General features: G+C 71.3%; 12 protein-coding genes and 1 tRNA gene. 9 read left to right on the top strand and 4 right to left on the bottom strand.

All coding sequences use genetic code 11. The annotated features are described in order from the left end of the window. Nucleotides 1–7 precede the first annotated feature (7 nt). The 8 genes from leuB to ACLF3M_RS28780 all read left to right on the top strand — a co-directional run bounded on the left by leuB (nucleotide 8) and on the right by ACLF3M_RS28780 (nucleotide 5,857). Complete coding sequence (gene leuB, locus ACLF3M_RS28815) at nucleotides 8–1,120, top strand: 3-isopropylmalate dehydrogenase (RefSeq protein ID WP_430660456.1); 1,113 nt, start codon at nucleotides 8–10, stop codon at nucleotides 1,118–1,120. Nucleotides 1,121–1,180: 60 nt separating this feature from the next. Then, a tRNA-Arg gene (locus tag ACLF3M_RS28810) sits at nucleotides 1,181–1,257 on the top strand. Nucleotides 1,258–1,361: 104 nt separating this feature from the next. Continuing rightward, nucleotides 1,362–1,802: a septal ring lytic transglycosylase RlpA family protein gene (locus tag ACLF3M_RS28805; protein WP_430660455.1), complete on the top strand. Its 441-nt coding sequence runs from the start codon at nucleotides 1,362–1,364 to the stop codon at nucleotides 1,800–1,802. A gap of 388 nt (nucleotides 1,803–2,190) precedes the next feature. Further along, the gene (locus ACLF3M_RS28800) at nucleotides 2,191–3,084 is read left to right on the top strand and encodes an amidohydrolase family protein (RefSeq protein ID WP_430660454.1); all 894 of its coding nucleotides are present in this window, start codon (nucleotides 2,191–2,193) and stop codon (nucleotides 3,082–3,084) included. 120 nt (nucleotides 3,085–3,204) lie between these two features. Beyond that, nucleotides 3,205–4,656, top strand: a complete 1,452-nt coding sequence (locus tag ACLF3M_RS28795) for a class I adenylate-forming enzyme family protein (protein WP_430660453.1) — start codon at nucleotides 3,205–3,207, stop codon at nucleotides 4,654–4,656. Continuing rightward, nucleotides 4,646–4,921 (top strand): acyl-CoA dehydrogenase family protein, encoded by a 276-nt coding sequence (locus ACLF3M_RS28790; RefSeq protein WP_430660452.1) that lies wholly within the window; start codon nucleotides 4,646–4,648, stop codon nucleotides 4,919–4,921. The genes ACLF3M_RS28795 and ACLF3M_RS28790 overlap by 11 nt, the downstream gene beginning before the upstream one ends. After that, nucleotides 4,894–5,022 carry a hypothetical protein gene (locus ACLF3M_RS28785; RefSeq protein ID WP_430660502.1) on the top strand — a complete coding sequence of 43 codons (129 nt, stop codon included), beginning with the start codon at nucleotides 4,894–4,896 and terminating at the stop codon, nucleotides 5,020–5,022. The genes ACLF3M_RS28790 and ACLF3M_RS28785 overlap by 28 nt, the downstream gene beginning before the upstream one ends. Before the next feature lie 139 nt (nucleotides 5,023–5,161). After that, nucleotides 5,162–5,857 (top strand): GntR family transcriptional regulator, encoded by a 696-nt coding sequence (locus ACLF3M_RS28780; RefSeq protein ID WP_430660451.1) that lies wholly within the window; start codon nucleotides 5,162–5,164, stop codon nucleotides 5,855–5,857. A gap of 17 nt (nucleotides 5,858–5,874) precedes the next feature. On the opposite strand, the gene ACLF3M_RS28775 is transcribed toward ACLF3M_RS28780, so the two are convergent. Further along, on the bottom strand, nucleotides 5,875–6,231 hold the full coding sequence (locus ACLF3M_RS28775) for a PilZ domain-containing protein (RefSeq protein ID WP_430660450.1): 357 nt from the start codon (nucleotides 6,229–6,231) through the stop codon (nucleotides 5,875–5,877). A gap of 152 nt (nucleotides 6,232–6,383) precedes the next feature. Between ACLF3M_RS28775 and ACLF3M_RS28770 the strand changes: the two genes are divergently transcribed. Further along, the gene (locus tag ACLF3M_RS28770; RefSeq protein WP_430660449.1) at nucleotides 6,384–7,406 is read left to right on the top strand and encodes a GGDEF domain-containing protein; all 1,023 of its coding nucleotides are present in this window, start codon (nucleotides 6,384–6,386) and stop codon (nucleotides 7,404–7,406) included. A 13-nt stretch (nucleotides 7,407–7,419) separates the two neighbouring features. Here ACLF3M_RS28770 and ACLF3M_RS28765 read toward each other — a convergent pair whose 3' ends face one another. From ACLF3M_RS28765 to glgA, 3 genes are all read right to left on the bottom strand, one after another. After that, the gene (locus ACLF3M_RS28765) at nucleotides 7,420–8,526 is read right to left on the bottom strand and encodes an alpha-hydroxy acid oxidase (protein WP_430660448.1); all 1,107 of its coding nucleotides are present in this window, start codon (nucleotides 8,524–8,526) and stop codon (nucleotides 7,420–7,422) included. An 83-nt stretch (nucleotides 8,527–8,609) separates the two neighbouring features. Beyond that, nucleotides 8,610–12,674, bottom strand: coding sequence for a glycogen debranching protein GlgX (glgX, locus tag ACLF3M_RS28760; protein ID WP_430660447.1), 4,065 nt, complete (start codon nucleotides 12,672–12,674; stop codon nucleotides 8,610–8,612). Continuing rightward, entirely contained in the window at nucleotides 12,664–14,088 is a 1,425-nt protein-coding gene (gene glgA, locus ACLF3M_RS28755) for a glycogen synthase GlgA (RefSeq protein WP_430660499.1), read from the bottom strand. Before glgA ends, glgX begins: the two co-directional genes overlap by 11 nt. Between the last annotated feature and the right edge of the window lie 2 nt (nucleotides 14,089–14,090).

The following is a 14,090-nucleotide window of genomic DNA, read 5'->3' as shown; positions in this document are numbered from 1 at the left end:
CAGACCGATGCCCGCCAACAAGAAGCTCCTGATCCTGCCGGGCGACGGCATCGGCCCCGAGGTGATGCGCGAGACCCGCCGCATCATCGACTGGATGGAACGCCGTCGCGCCGTCTCGTTCGAGATGGAGGAAGGGCTGGTCGGCGGCGCGGCGATCGACGCGACGGGCTCGCCCTGCCCGGATGCGACGGTGGAGGCCGCGAGGCGCGCCGACGCCGTGCTGTTCGGCTCTGTCGGCGGCCCGAAATGGGACAGCCTGCCCTTCGAGCAGCGGCCGGAACTCGGCATCCTGCGGCTGCGCAAGGATCTCGGCCTGTTCGCCAACCTTCGCCCCGCCGTCGTGCTCGACCCGCTGGTGGACGCCTCCGCGCTGCGCCCGGACCTCGTGCGCGGCCTCGACATCATGATCGTCCGCGAGACCACGGGCGGCGTCTATTTCGGCGAGCCGCGCGGCGTGACGACCGGCCCCGACGGCAAGCGCACCGGCCTCGACACCCAGATCTACCACGAGGACGAGATCGCCCGCGTCGCGCGCGTCGCCTTCGAGCTCGCGCGCAAGCGCCGCAACAAGGTCACCAGCGTCGAGAAGGCGAACGTCATGCAGTCCGGCCGCCTCTGGCGCGCCGTGGTGAGCGAGGTCCACAAGGCCGAGTTCGTCGATGTCGAGCTGCAGCACATGTACGCCGACAACTGCGCGATGCAGCTCGCATCGAAGCCCAAGCAGTTCGACGTCGTGCTTGGCGACAATCTCTTCGGCGACGTGCTGTCCGACCTGGCGGCGGCGCTGACGGGGTCGCTCGGCATGCTGCCCTCGGCGACGCTCGGCGCGCTGCAGCCATCGGGCAAGCGGCATGCATTGTACGAGCCGATCCACGGCTCGGCGCCGGACATCGCGGGGAAGGGGATCGCGAACCCCTGCGCGCAGATCCTCTCCTTCGCGATGCTGCTGCGCCTGTCCTTCGGGATGGAGGAGGACGCCGCGATGCTCGAGAAGGCGGTGGAGAAGGTGCTGGCCGGCGGCCTCCGCACCGCCGACATCATGGCGACCGGCATGGCGCGCGTCGGCACCTCCGTGATGGGCGAGGCGGTGCTGCGGGAACTCGACAAGCTCTCGGCCTGAAAAGGCGCGCCACGGGGGTTGCGCGCCCCCGCCACCTTCGCTACATCGCGGCTCCCGGTTGGACCCGTAGCTCAATTGGATAGAGCACCAGACTACGGATCTGGGGGTTAGGGGTTCGAATCCTCTCGGGTCCGCCAGGAAGCCAGGTTTTCTGCGGGGCTTTCCCGCTTGGGGCGCAACCTTCCGCGCGCGACCGCGTAATCGCGGGCCGGGACCGACGTAGCACGTCGGAGGCAGTGAAGTGCGCCACCATCAGCCCATTGGTTCTTTTGCAAGTGCGGCGATCCTCGCCGTCGCCTTGGGCGCATGCTCGCAGCCCTCAGGCGATGTGTCAGAGCAGCCGGCCGGGCCACAGCAGCGCGGAACCGCGTCGTACTACGGGCCAGGGTTCCAGGGCCGCCCGACCGCAAGCGGGGAGCGCTTCGACAGGAACGCACCAACCGCCGCGCACCGGTCGCTGCCGCTCGGCTCCGTCGCGCGAGTGACCAATCTGGAGACTGGGCAATCGGAGACGGTCACGATCAACGATCGCGGGCCGTACGCACGCGGGCGGATCATCGACGTGAGCGAAGGCACTGCACAGCGGATCGGCATGAAGGAAGACGGCACAGCGCCAGTAGAGGTTACTCCGTTGGCGGTGCCCGGCCAGCAGGCGGCGCAGAGCACACCACGGGGGCGCTAGCCCGCGATCGCACTGAGTGCGCGCGCCGCAGGCGGGCATACGAAAAGCGTTAATCGCCGGGCCGGAGAAAGCTGGACCCGCATTGCCCTGACACAGGGCAATGCGGGTCCAGCAGCGCCTCGGCTCGCGCCGGCAATGCGCGCCTCAAGCTCCGCGACCTCGAGCGTGCGCCGGCGCGCCGGGGCATGCGAACGGCCACGCCGCGACCTGGTGGCGCGGCCTTCCGGACCGAGATGATCCCGGGAGCACCGCCGGAGGCCGCTGCATGCGACGGCGCCTTCAACTGGGATACAAGCGGTGTCCTTCCGGCATTGCTTTTCCCGCGGAGTGATGCCTGGATGGCGCACGTCATCAACAGTCCCGGCGGATCATTGCCGGAGGAGGATGCATGACAAGCTTCGCACCCGGGGCCATCGATGCCGTCGTGAACTACGAGTTCGCCGATCCCGACACCGAGCGGAAGGGATGGCAGGAGAGCTTCATACGAGGGAAGATCGGTGCCGAGGAAGGCCGCATCAAAGGCCTGACGCCCGAGGCCTTCCTGGCGAAGATGGATCGCGCCGGCGTCGAGCATTGCTTCCTGCTCGCGGTCAAGGCGGGCAGCGCGCAGCACACGATCAACCGCCGCATTCCGTACGAGAAGGTGGCCGATCTCTGCCGGCGCTACCCCGGCCGCTTCAGCGGTCTTGCCGGCGTGGATCCCACCGAGGGCATGCGGGGCCTGCGCGAGCTGGAGCGGGCGGTGAAGGAGCTGGGCTTCATCGGCGCGCATCTCTATCCCCACTGGTTCGAGATGGCGCCCGACCATGCCCGCTACTACCCGATCTATGCGAAGTGCTGCGAGCTCGACATCCCGATCCAGATGCAGGTCGGCCACTGCCTCCGCTACTCCGACGAGCGCCCGTTGAAGAGCGTCGGCCGCCCGATCACGCTCGACACCGTCGCCTGCGATTTCCCCGAGCTGAAGCTCGTCGGCATCCATATCGGCTGGCCCTGGACCGAGGAGATGATCGCGGTCTCCTACAAGCATCGCAACGTGTTCATCGGCACCGACGCCTATGCACCCAAGCACTGGGACGAGAAGTTCGTGCGCTACATGAACAGCTTCGGCCAGGACAAGGTCATCTTCGGGACCGACTACCCCGTCATCGACCTCGAGCGTGCAAGGGCGGAGTTCGAGGAGCTCGGTCTTCGCGACGCGCCGAAAAGGAAGGTGCTGCGCGACAACGTCATCAGGCTGTACGGGCTCCGGATGTCGCTGTCGGCGGAGATTGCTTCCTAGGCTCGCCAGCTGCGACCAATTCCGATCGGGCCTTGCGGCCGGCGCACCGGAGAACCAGGATCCCAGGCGGATGCAAGTGGACGCCGCGGCATCAAGCGAAACCTAAGCGAGGCCTCGTCAATGTCTCTCGACAGCGTGCTGCGCCTCCATGCCCGCCACCGCCCGTGCAAGACGGCCATCCTGGACGGCGAGCGGCGTGTCCACTACGCGGCGCTGGACCGCCTGGTAGACGGTGCCGCGCATCGCCTCGCCGCCGAAGGCGTGATGCGCGGCATGCTGGTCGGCGTCGCCCTGGCCGACACCGCCGACCACGTCATTGCCCTCTACGCCCTGGCCCGGATGGGCGCCGTGATCCTGCCGATGGATTGCCGGTTGTCACTGGCGGAGAAGCGCGCCCTCGCCGCCCATTTCCGGCCCGGGCGGGTGCTGCTCGGGCCCGGCGAGGATGCGGCCGAGCCGGGCTGGACGGTGCTTCCCGCGGGCTGGGCGCAGGAGAGCGCCGTCCCCTGGCATGACCCGGAGGTGACGGACGACAGCCCTCTGGTCCTCTCGCTCTCCTCCGGAACGACCGGCCTGCCGAAAGGCCCGCGCGCGACGCACCGACAGTTCGAAAGCCGGTTCATGGTCTACTGGCTGAACCTCGGCATGAACGCGCAGGACGTCTATGTCTCCGTCACGCCGCTCTACTTCGGCGGCGGGCGCGCCTTCACCATGGCGATGCTGTTCGCGGGCGCCACCGTCTCGATCCTGTCGCCGCGGACGCGGATGCCCGACCTCGCCGCCCATGTGCGGGAGGTCGGCGGCACAGTCCTCTTCATGGTGCCGACGATGATCCGCCGCCTGCTGGACGAGAACATGCCCGGGCTCGCCCTGCCGACATTGCGCGTGCTGATCTCGAGCGGATCGGCGCTGCACCCGGAGGAGCGGGCGGCGATCCGGTCGCGCCTGACGCCGAACCTGTTCGAAATCTACTCCTCCACCGAGGGAGGCGGCGTGTCCGTGCTGACGCCCGCCGATTGCGACCTGCATCCGGACAGCGTCGGCCGCCCGGTCTTCCGCGTGGAAGTCGAGATCGTCGGCGAGGACCATCGGCCGCTGCCGCCCGACAGCGTCGGCCGGTTGCGCTACCGCAGTCCCGCCTCGGCACGCAGCTACTGGAACGCCGATGGAGCGGACGCCTTCCGCGACGGCTGGTTCTATCCGGGCGACCTCGCGCGCCTCGACGCCGAGGGCTTCCTGTACCTGCACGGCCGCGCCAAGGACATGATCATCCGCGGCGGGGTCAACATCTACCCGCAGGATGTCGAGCGCATCATCGCGGAGATCCCCGGCGTGCGGGACGTCGCCGTCGCCGGCGCGCCCTCGCGCGAGCTGGGCGAGGAGATCGCCGCCTTCGTGGTCGCGGACGCCGCCCTGTCCGCGGAGATCGTGGTGGCGCATTGCCGCGGCCGGCTCGCGCCGTACAAGGTGCCGAGCATCATCCGCTTCCTGCCGGAGTTGCCGCGCAATGCGGGTGGCAAGGTCGTGAAGAAGGATCTGGTCGCCGGGCTGGAGGCCGGCGATGCGCATTGAGCCCTCCGCCGCCCTGGCCGAGCTCCGGGGCAGCCTTCGCGCCTTCGTCGAGGCGGAGCTGTTCCCGGTTGCGGCGGAGATCGACCGCAGCGGGACCGTCCCGCGTCGCGCATGGGACCTCCTGCGGCAGCAAGGCCTTCTTGGGCTGCTCCTGCCGGAAGAGCATGGCGGGGCGGCTGCGGACCTGCCGACCTACTGCCTGGCCATGGAAGAGGTCGCGAGGGCGCACGGGGCGACATGCTGTTCGAGTACTTCGACAGGGTGAAGGCGCTCATGCCAAATGCGAGGCCGTTGGTGACCGCTGGTGTCGGATCGTTGTCGGCGCTGCTGGAGACGGTAGCGGCGTTCGCAGAATTCCTCGACTAGCCCTCGACATGTCGCGAACAGCATTCCTGCGCGCAGCCGCTGGCGGAGACACAGGGTTGTCGCTCCAGGCGCACTGGTATACAGCTTGTTTGTGGATCCGCCGTGGCGCGGGTTGCGTGGAACTGGCGCGGAAGCGGAGATGGCGGGGAAGGTGACACGCAAGCGCGGCGCTCCGCTGAGCCTCCGGGAGCAGGCGCTCGCCTCCATCAAGAAGGGAATCCTCGACTCCCTGTATCCTCCGGGCAGTCTGCTGTCCGAAGGCCAGCTCGCGGAGGAACTGAGGATCAGCCGCACGCCGATACGGGAGGCGATGCGTGAGCTCGCGGCCGGCGGCCTGGTGCGCGTCCTGCCCCAGCGCGGCATCATCGTCACCGAGCTGGCGGCCCGTGACGTCATCGAGGTCTATCAGATCAGGGAGCAGCTGGAGTGCTTCGCGGTTCGCGTGGCGGCGGAGCTTGCCACACCGGCGGATCTGAAGGCCCTCGAAGGCGATCATCGGGAAGCCATCGAGCACATCAAGGCAGCGAGGCTGCGGCCGGCCTACGACGCCTCGGTCCGGCTGCACACCCGGGTGATCAGCCTCGCTGGAAACGGCCGGCTGTCGCAGATCATGACGCTCCTCGGCGACCAGGTGCATCGCTTCGGACTGCTGACCTTGCGTCATGGCCGTGCCGATTCGGCCCTGAGCGAGCATGGCGAGATCATCGCCGCGATCGAGGCTCGGGACGCCGACGCGGCCGAGCGCCTCATGAGGGCTCATCTGCGCGCCGACAGGGACGTCGCGCTGCGCCTCACCTTGCCGGCGGGCATCTCGACACCGGCCCTCGCCGCCTAGACGTCCGGTCCCAGCGCTTACGACAGCCGCGCCCGGTCGCGCTGCGGATCCCAGGACAGATCGGCCAGCCGCTCAACCAGTTCCTCGCGCAGCGCATCCACCGCCTCGAAGCGCAGGCGGAGCGCGTCGTCATCCCGGCCCAGCACGACGCAGGGCAGGGGACCGCACAGCCCCTCCACCGCCACCGCCCCGCGTGCGCCGGGGCCGATCCCGTCCGCCCGCATCGCCAGGCGCATCCCGCCAATGGAGATGTCCACCACCTCCGCCGCCAGGCGTGATCCGTCCGCGCCCAGGAAGGTGGCGGGCAGGCGGACCCGCCGGCGCCGATGGGCGCGGCGCTCCACCCCGGGCCAGGCGGAATCCGATCGTGACATGCGTGCCTCCCAGGACGCCATCGGGCCAAGACGGCCTGTCCTAATTTTCCGCAGTTTCCTGAAGGCTTGGTTGATGGCCGCCGCTGATGCCGATGCTGGACAGGATGCATTCACACTTCGCCGCTAGAACCGAGGACAGGCGGTTCCAATCCATGCGCGACACCAGCGGCAACTCCATCCTCGGCAATGCAGGCAAGGCCGCCCTCGCGGCGGTCGAGACGCTGCGTCAGCTCAACCTGGCCCCCGTGCCGCGGCATCTCGCGGTGCTCTACGCCTATCACGCCGGCGGCGAGCCGATGCTGCGCGCCAGGCTCGATCGCGCGCTGGCCGATCCCGCGCCGATTCGCGGCGGGCTGCTCGACGAGCTCCACGCCGCCTTCATCGCCGCGCAGGCGCCCGAGCATGTCGAGCCGCTGAGCATGGCGGCGGGCGAGCTGATCGACCTCGCCGGCCGCGCCGGCGGCCAGGTCCAGCGGTTCGAGAGCCTCCTGACCGACGCGGCCGGCCGGATCGAGGACCTGGACGGCCCCGACCTGCGGCGCCTCGCCGGCGGCCTCGTCACCCTGACCCGTCAGCTCGCGCAGCAGAGCGCCGAGGTCTCCGCCCGGCTGCACGAGACCGAACGCCGCCTGCACGACCTCAAGCAGCAGATCGGCGACGTGGACCGAGCCGCGCATACCGATGCGCTGACCGGCCTCGGCAACCGCCGCTCCTTCGAGGATGGGCTGGCGACGCTGGTGCGCCAGCGCAGGATCGGCGGCCGGCCTTTCGCCATTGCCCTGCTGCGCGTGGACCAGTACCGGCAGCTCTCGGAGACCTACGGCCACCAGGTCGGCGACGCCATCATCCGCGCCGCCGCGACGCATCTGCTGAACGCGCTGCGGGAAGCCGACCGGCCCGCGCGGATCGGCACGGACGAATTCGCGGTGCTGCTGCCCGGCGCCGGCCTCGACGCCGCGCTGCGCGTCGCCGAACGCGTGCGCGCCGACATCGGCAGCCACGACTACATGATCCGCACCTCGAACGAGCGGATCGGCGCCGTCACCCTGTCCGCCGCCGCGGCCTGCCACCTGCCGGACGAGGCGCCGGACAGGCTGCTGCGCCGTGCCGACGCCGCGCTGGAGGTCGCCACCAGCCTCGGCGGCAACCGGACCGTGCCGGCGCCGGAGGATTGAGGCGCACGGGGCGTCAGTAGCCCCGCTCGAGCTCCGCCAGCAGCGGGAAGGCGGAGTGCACATGCGGCGCCGTCACCGCCGGCGCCGCGACCAGCTGGTTGCGCTCCACCGCGGCCAGGCTCGTCGCACCAAGCAGGCCGAGGCAGGTCTGCACCTCGTCCTCCAGCAGTTCCAGCACGCGCCGCACGCCGTGCTCGCCGGCCGCGGCCAAGCCATAGCAATAGAGCCGCCCGATCCCCACGACCTCCGCACCCAGCGCGATCGCCTTCACGAGGTCCGTGCCGCGACTGATGCCACCGTCCATCCAGACCCGCGCCCGGCCGCCCCCTGGTCCGCCCACCGCCTGCACGACCTCCGGCAGCACCTCGAGCGAGCCGCGGCCGTGGTCCAGCTGCCGCCCCCCGTGGTTCGAGACATAGACGACCTGCACGCCATGCTGGACCGCGATCGCCGCGTCCTCGCCGCAGCCGATGCCCTTGAGGATGAGCGTGACGTCCGGATGCACCTCGCGGAAGCGCGCGACGTCGCGCCAGGACAGCGCGGCCTGGTAGTTCATCCCCACGTTGCGCGCGCGCCAATGCTTGACGAAGCGCTTGGCGATGTCGCGCTCGCGCCGGCTGTAATGCGCGGTGTCCACGGTGATGGCGAAGGCGTCGTAGCCCGCATCCACTGCGCGCCTGACATGGTCGTCGATGAACGCGTCGTCGCCGCGGGTGTAGAGCTGGAAGACCTTCGGCCCCGGCGTCGCGGCGGCGGAGCCTTCCAGGCCGGGCTGCGTCACCGAGGATACCATGATGGGCACGCCGAAGGCGGAGGCCGCGCGGCCCGCCGTCGCCGCGCCGCCGGCCTCGAAGCTGTCGAGCGAGCCGACGGGGGCCAGGAATACCGGCAGCCTGATCCGCCTGCCCAGGAAGTCGCCGCTGCTGTCCACGTTGCTCACGTCGCGCAGCACCCGCGGGCGGAAGGCGATGGAATCCAGCGCCGCGCGGTTGCGCTTCATCGTGGTCTCGGTCTCGGTCGCGCCGACCAGGTAGTCCCAGATATCGGCGTTCAGCCTGAACCGCGCGGCCTTCACGAGCTCGTGCAGCGTCTGGAAGCGTTCCTCGCCCTCGGCCGACATGGCGTCATCCCTAATCTGCAATCACCCGCCCCACTATGCCCTCCCCCGCGCTTGCGGGGGAGGGTCGGGGGGGGCCAATCCAATCAGCGCCCGCGCATCGCCTTCAGCACGTCGAGCACCGCCAGCGCCCGTGGCCGGGACCAGAGCGCCGCGACATCCGCCTTCAGCCGCCGCCGCCAGTTCGGCCTTTCCCGGTCCGTCCCCGGCAGGTTCACCGCGACGCTCTCGCCGGCGAGGTCCTCGAGCTGCGCCAGCATGAGCGAGGACGGCGTCCGCGCAACCAGCGCATGCACCGCGGCCGCCAGCGCATCGGTCATCGCTCTGTCCGCCGAAGCGCCCCCTGGCAGCAGGTGCTCGCGCGCCAGCGCCTCGATCAGCGCGGCGCGGTCCCGCGCGCGTTCCGCCAGCGCCGCGTCGAGGTCGGGCAGCAGGCCGAGTGCGGCGCGCTCCTTCAGATCCGCGCCTTCCCAGAACCCCGCCAGCGTCGGCAGATCGTGCGTGGAGACGCAGGCCGCGGCGCGCGCCGGCCATTGCGGCGGCGGGGTGAAGCCTGACTCGTGCTTCTCGAACCACAGCACGCGATAGGACAGCACCTCGGCCGATTGCAGGGCGTGCCCGATGCCTTCCGGCACGGTGCCGAGGTCCTCGCCCACCACCAGGCAGCGCGCGCGCTGGGATTCCAGCGCGACCTGGCCCAGCATCGCGTCGAAATCGTAGGAGAGATAGGCGCCGTCGCGGCCGGTCGCGCCTTCCGGCACCACGAACAGCCGGCGCAGCCCCATCACATGGTCGATGCGCAGCGCCGCGGCGTGCCGCATGTTGGCGCGCAGCAACCGCGCGAAGGCGGCCTGGCCGGTGGCGCGGGCATGCAGGGGATCGGGCGGCGGCAATCCCCAGACCTGGCCCTGCGCGCTGAACGGGTCGGGCGGGGCGCCGACCGAGAAGCCCGGCAGGAAGCGCGCATCGCCCGACCAGGGCTCCGCGCCGTCCGGCGCGGCGCCGACCGCGAGGTCGCGATACAGCCCCGCGCCGGCGCGCCTGGCCGCTTCGAGCTGCGCGTCGGCCAGCATCTGCTGGAAGGCGACGAAGCCGATCTCGTCGCCATGCTGCCGCACGAAATGGCCGATACCCGCGCCATCGCCGTGCCGCAGCGCCTCCGGCCATCGCCGCGCGTCGCCGTGGCCCTGCCGGCCGGCGATCGCGCCGAAGGCGCAGAATCGTTCCAGCACCGCGCCGCCTTCCACGCGGAACCTTGCCAGCGCGTCCCGCGCGGGATGCGTGTGCGGCAGCGCCGTCCAGGCCGCGCGCAGCACGGCCAGCTTCGCGTCCCACACCTCCGCATGCAGCACCGTGTCGCCCTTGCGCAGCCCGGAAAAGACGGCGTCCTGCCGCACCAGCGCCTCGCGCACCCCCGGCAGATCGCCGACCATCGGCAGCGCCGCCACATCGAGGAAGATCGGATCGAGGAAGCGCCGGTCCGAGGGATGATACGGCGAGGCACGGGACCGGTCCGTCGGGAACAGAGCATGCGGCGGGCTGATCCCCACCAGCGCCGCGCCTTCGGCCTGCGCGCGACACGCGAGTTCCGCGAGCGCCGTGAAGTCGCCGATCCCCTGGTCGCCCGCGCGCCGCAATGCATAGAGCTGCGCCGCCAGCCCGAAGCGCCGCGCGCCCTGCGCGAGATCCTCGGGCAGGAAGGCCCGCGCCGGCGCGATGGTGAGGTGGCAGCGCTGGTCCGGCGCATCCTCGTCGAACAGGAGATGCCGTCCCACCGGCAGCGCGGGCAGCGCGACGCGCCGTCGCCGCGCGACGCCGCCATCGGGCAGCGTGACTTCCTCGGCAGCGCCGAAGCCGGCCGGCACGTCCAGCACCACCTCCTCGTTCACGTCCTGCAACGCGATCCGAAGCCGCCGCGGCCGGTCCGACAGGGGCAGCAGGATCGTCGTCGCGCCCGTGGCGGTGACCGGTTCCGGCAGCGCGCGCGGCGCCGACAGCCGCGCCAGGCTGTCGCGCGCCTCCGCATCGCTGCGCGCGGGCAGGTCCAGCGCGGCCAGCAGCGCGCGCAGCGTGTCCTCCGGCACGTCATGGCGGCGGCCGGAGATCTCGTGCCAATGCGGGGCGATGCCCGCGGCCGCGGCCAGTCGCGCCAGCAGTTCCGGGTCGCCCGTTGCGCCGGCGCGCCGTTCCTCGACCAGGAGCAGCACGGATCGCGCCGGCAGCGTCTCCGGCAGGGCGTCCCGCGCGGGGTCGCTGCTGTCGGCGATCAATGACCAGCGCCGCCCGGGACGCGCCGGCGGCAACATCAGCGGCAGCGCCGCGCCGGCGTTCAGCGCGACCGCACAGCGGTCGGTCGCCGTGGTGAACACCGCGATCAGCGCGCGGCGTTCGGGATCATGCCAGTCGCCTTCCGTCATCGCGCCGCCGTCCGGGCGCAGCCATGCGACATCGGGCGGATCGCCGGCGCCGGTCAGCCGCGCATCGCCGGTCAGCGCGGGATGGGCGAGGCGGGCCGCGATCAGCCGGCGCGTGAACGCCACCAGCCCCGGGTCCAGCCCTTCCCAGTCCAGCCAGGACGTCGCGTTGTCCTGGGCGTAGGCGTTGTTGTTGCCGCCCTGCGTCCGGCCGCCTTCGTCGCCCATCGCCAGCATCGGCGTGCCGCGGGCGACGAACAGCGTCGCGAGCAGCGCGCGGATGTCGGCCTGGCGGCGCGCGAGAATCGCGGGATCGTCGGTCGAGCCCTCCACGCCGTTGTTCCAGGACAGGTTGTCGCTCGTGCCGTCGCGGTTCTCCTCGCCATTGGCGTGGTTGCGCTTGGCGGTGAAGCTGACAAGGTCGGCCAGCGTGAAGCCGTCATGCGCGGCGACGAAGTTGACGCTGTCGCGGAGCGGCCGGTCGCGAAAGGCGTCGGCGGAACCGGCGAGCCGCGTCGCCATGGCGCCGACCATGCCGCGATCCCCGCGCCAGAAGCGCCTGGTGTCGTCGCGGAAGCGGTCGTTCCACTCGCCCCAGCCCGCAGGGAAATCGCCGAGGCGATAGCCGCCCGCGCCGATGTCCCAGGGCTCCGCGACGATCAGGCGTTCGCGCAGCACGGGGTCCTGGCGCATCGCCTGGATCAGCGGCGCGTCGGGATCGAAGCCGGCGTCGCGCCGCGCCAGCGTCGTCGCGAGGTCGAGCCGGAAGCCGTCGAAGCCGGACGCCGCCCAGTGCCGCAGCGCGTCCATCGCGAGCCGTAGCCCCCAGGGCCGGTCCAGCGCGAGCGCATTACCGCAGCCCGCATCATCCACGTAGTTGCCCGCGCGCAGCCGGTAGAAGGCCGCGTTGCCGAGGCCCTTGAGCGACAGCGTCGGCCCCAGCGCATCGCCTTCGCCGCTGTGGTTCAGCACGATGTCGAGGATCACCTCGAGGCCCGCCGCATGCAGCGCGGCGATGGCGTCCCGCACTTCCGCCATGCCGCCGGGCGCCAGGCGCGGATCGGGGCAGAGGAAGGCGACGGGGTTGTAGCCCCAGTAATTGGCGAGGCCGAGCGGCGGCAGGTGCCGTTCGTCCACCCAGGCGGCGGCCGGCATGATCTCCACCGTCGTGACGCCGAGCGCCGTCAGATGCGCGATCGCCGCGGGGTGCGCGAGGCCCGCGAAGGTGCCGCGGATCGCGTCGGGGATGCAGGGGTGGCGCGCGGTGAAGCCCTTCACATGCAGCTCGTAGATCACCCGAGGCCCGCCGCGGCGCAGCGGGCCGAGAGGCGGCAGGGCAGGGGCCACCACTGCCTTGGGCATGGCGGGCGCGCTGTCCACCGGGCTCGGCGCGGCGCCGGGGTCGAACAGCGCGGGATGCAGCGCGAAGCGGCGATCGAGCGCTCGGGCCCAGGGGTCGGCCAGCAGCTTCGCGGGGTTGAAGCGCTGTCCCGCAGCCGGGGCCCAGGGGCCCTCCACGCGCAGGCCATAGCGCGCGCCGGCGGCGATACCCTCGATCTCGCCGTGATGCACGTCGCCGGTGCGGCCGGGCAGGCGGTGCTGCGCGACCTCCCGATCATCCGCGTCAAACAGGCAGAGATGGACCGCCGTCGCTCCCGGCGCGGGGAAGGCGAAACGCGCGCCGGTCGGGGTCAGCCAGGCGCCGATCGGCTCCGGCGCCCCGGCCTCAAGGCGCATCAGCGATCATGCCGCGATAGAGCTCGGCATAGCGCGCGGCCGATCGCGTCCAGGACACGTCGGTCGCGAGCGCATTCCGCTGCAGCGCCCGCCAGGTCGCCTGGTCGCGCCAGAGCCGCGCAACGCGCAGGACGGTCGCCTGCAGCATCTCCTGGTTCACGGGCGAGAAGTGGAAGCCGGTGCCGACACCCTGCGCGATCGCCATCTCGTTCGCGTCCACCACGCTGTCCGCGAGACCGCCGACATGGGCGACCAGCGGCAGTGCGCCGTAGCGAAGTGCTGCGAGCTGCGCCAGGCCGCAGGGCTCGAAGCGGCTCGGCACCAGGATGACGTCGCAGCCGCCATAGATCAGGCGCGCGAGCCCCTCGTCGAAGCCGATATGCGCGGCGACGCGGCCGGGGAACCAGGCCGCGACGCTGCGGCAGCCTTCCTCCAGCCCCCATTCGCCGGTGCCGAGAATCGCGAGCTGCGCGCCCTCCGCCATCATGGAGCCGACGGCGCCGAGCAGGATGTCCACGCCCTTCTGCCAGGCGAGCCTGCCGACGAAGCCGAAGAGGAGCTTGTCGGGGTTCGGCTCCAGCCCCATGCGCGTCTGCAGCGCCGCCTTGTTCGCGGCCCGCAGGCGCGGGTCCTTCGCGTCGAAGTTCGCGGCCAGGCGCTTGTCGCGCGCGGGATCGAAATCAGCGGTGTCGAGCCCGTTCAGGATCCCCGAGACATGCCCGCCGCGCCCGCGCAGCAGCCCGTCCAGCCCCATGCCAAGCGCGGGCGTCGAGATCTCCGCGGCGTAGGTCGGCGAGACCGTGCTGATCCGGTCGGCATACCACAGCCCCGCCTTCAGGAAGCCGACCGTGCCATAGTATTCGACACCCTGAACCGACATCGCTTCCGGCGGCAATCCGAGCATCGGGAAGAGCGAGGTCGGGAATTTCCCCTGGAAGGCCAGGTTGTGGACGGTGAAGAGCGATGGCACGCGCCTGCCCGCCGCGAAGCGCAAATAGGCCGGCACCAGCCCGGCCTGCCAGTCATGCGCGTGCACCGCGTCGAAGTCGGGTGCGGCTTGCGCGGCCGCGACGGCGAGTGCGGCGAAGCGCACGCCGTTGTCGCCCCACTCGCCGCCATAGGGTCCGAGATACGGATTGCCCGGCCGGTCGAACAGGTGCGGCGCGTCCAGCACCAGCAGATCGAGCCCCGCGGCCTGCGCGCGGATCAGCGTCGCCGGGCCGCCGAAGAGGTCGTCGAACTGGCGCGCCACGCGCCCCGCGACCTGGCGCATCACCTGCGGGTAGCCCGGGATCAGCGTCGTGACCTGCACCCCGTGCTGCGCCAGCGCATGAGGCAGCGCGCCGGCGACGTCGGCCAGCCCCCCGGTCTTGATGAGCGGAGCGCATTCCGAGGCGACGCCGAGAACGCGCAGGC

This window comes from Falsiroseomonas sp. HW251, assembly GCF_050563545.1.
In the GTDB taxonomy this organism is placed as follows: domain Bacteria; phylum Pseudomonadota; class Alphaproteobacteria; order Acetobacterales; family Acetobacteraceae; genus Falsiroseomonas.
Note: the sequence above shows the minus strand (reverse complement) of the source record. Positions and strands in the feature narration are given on the sequence as shown.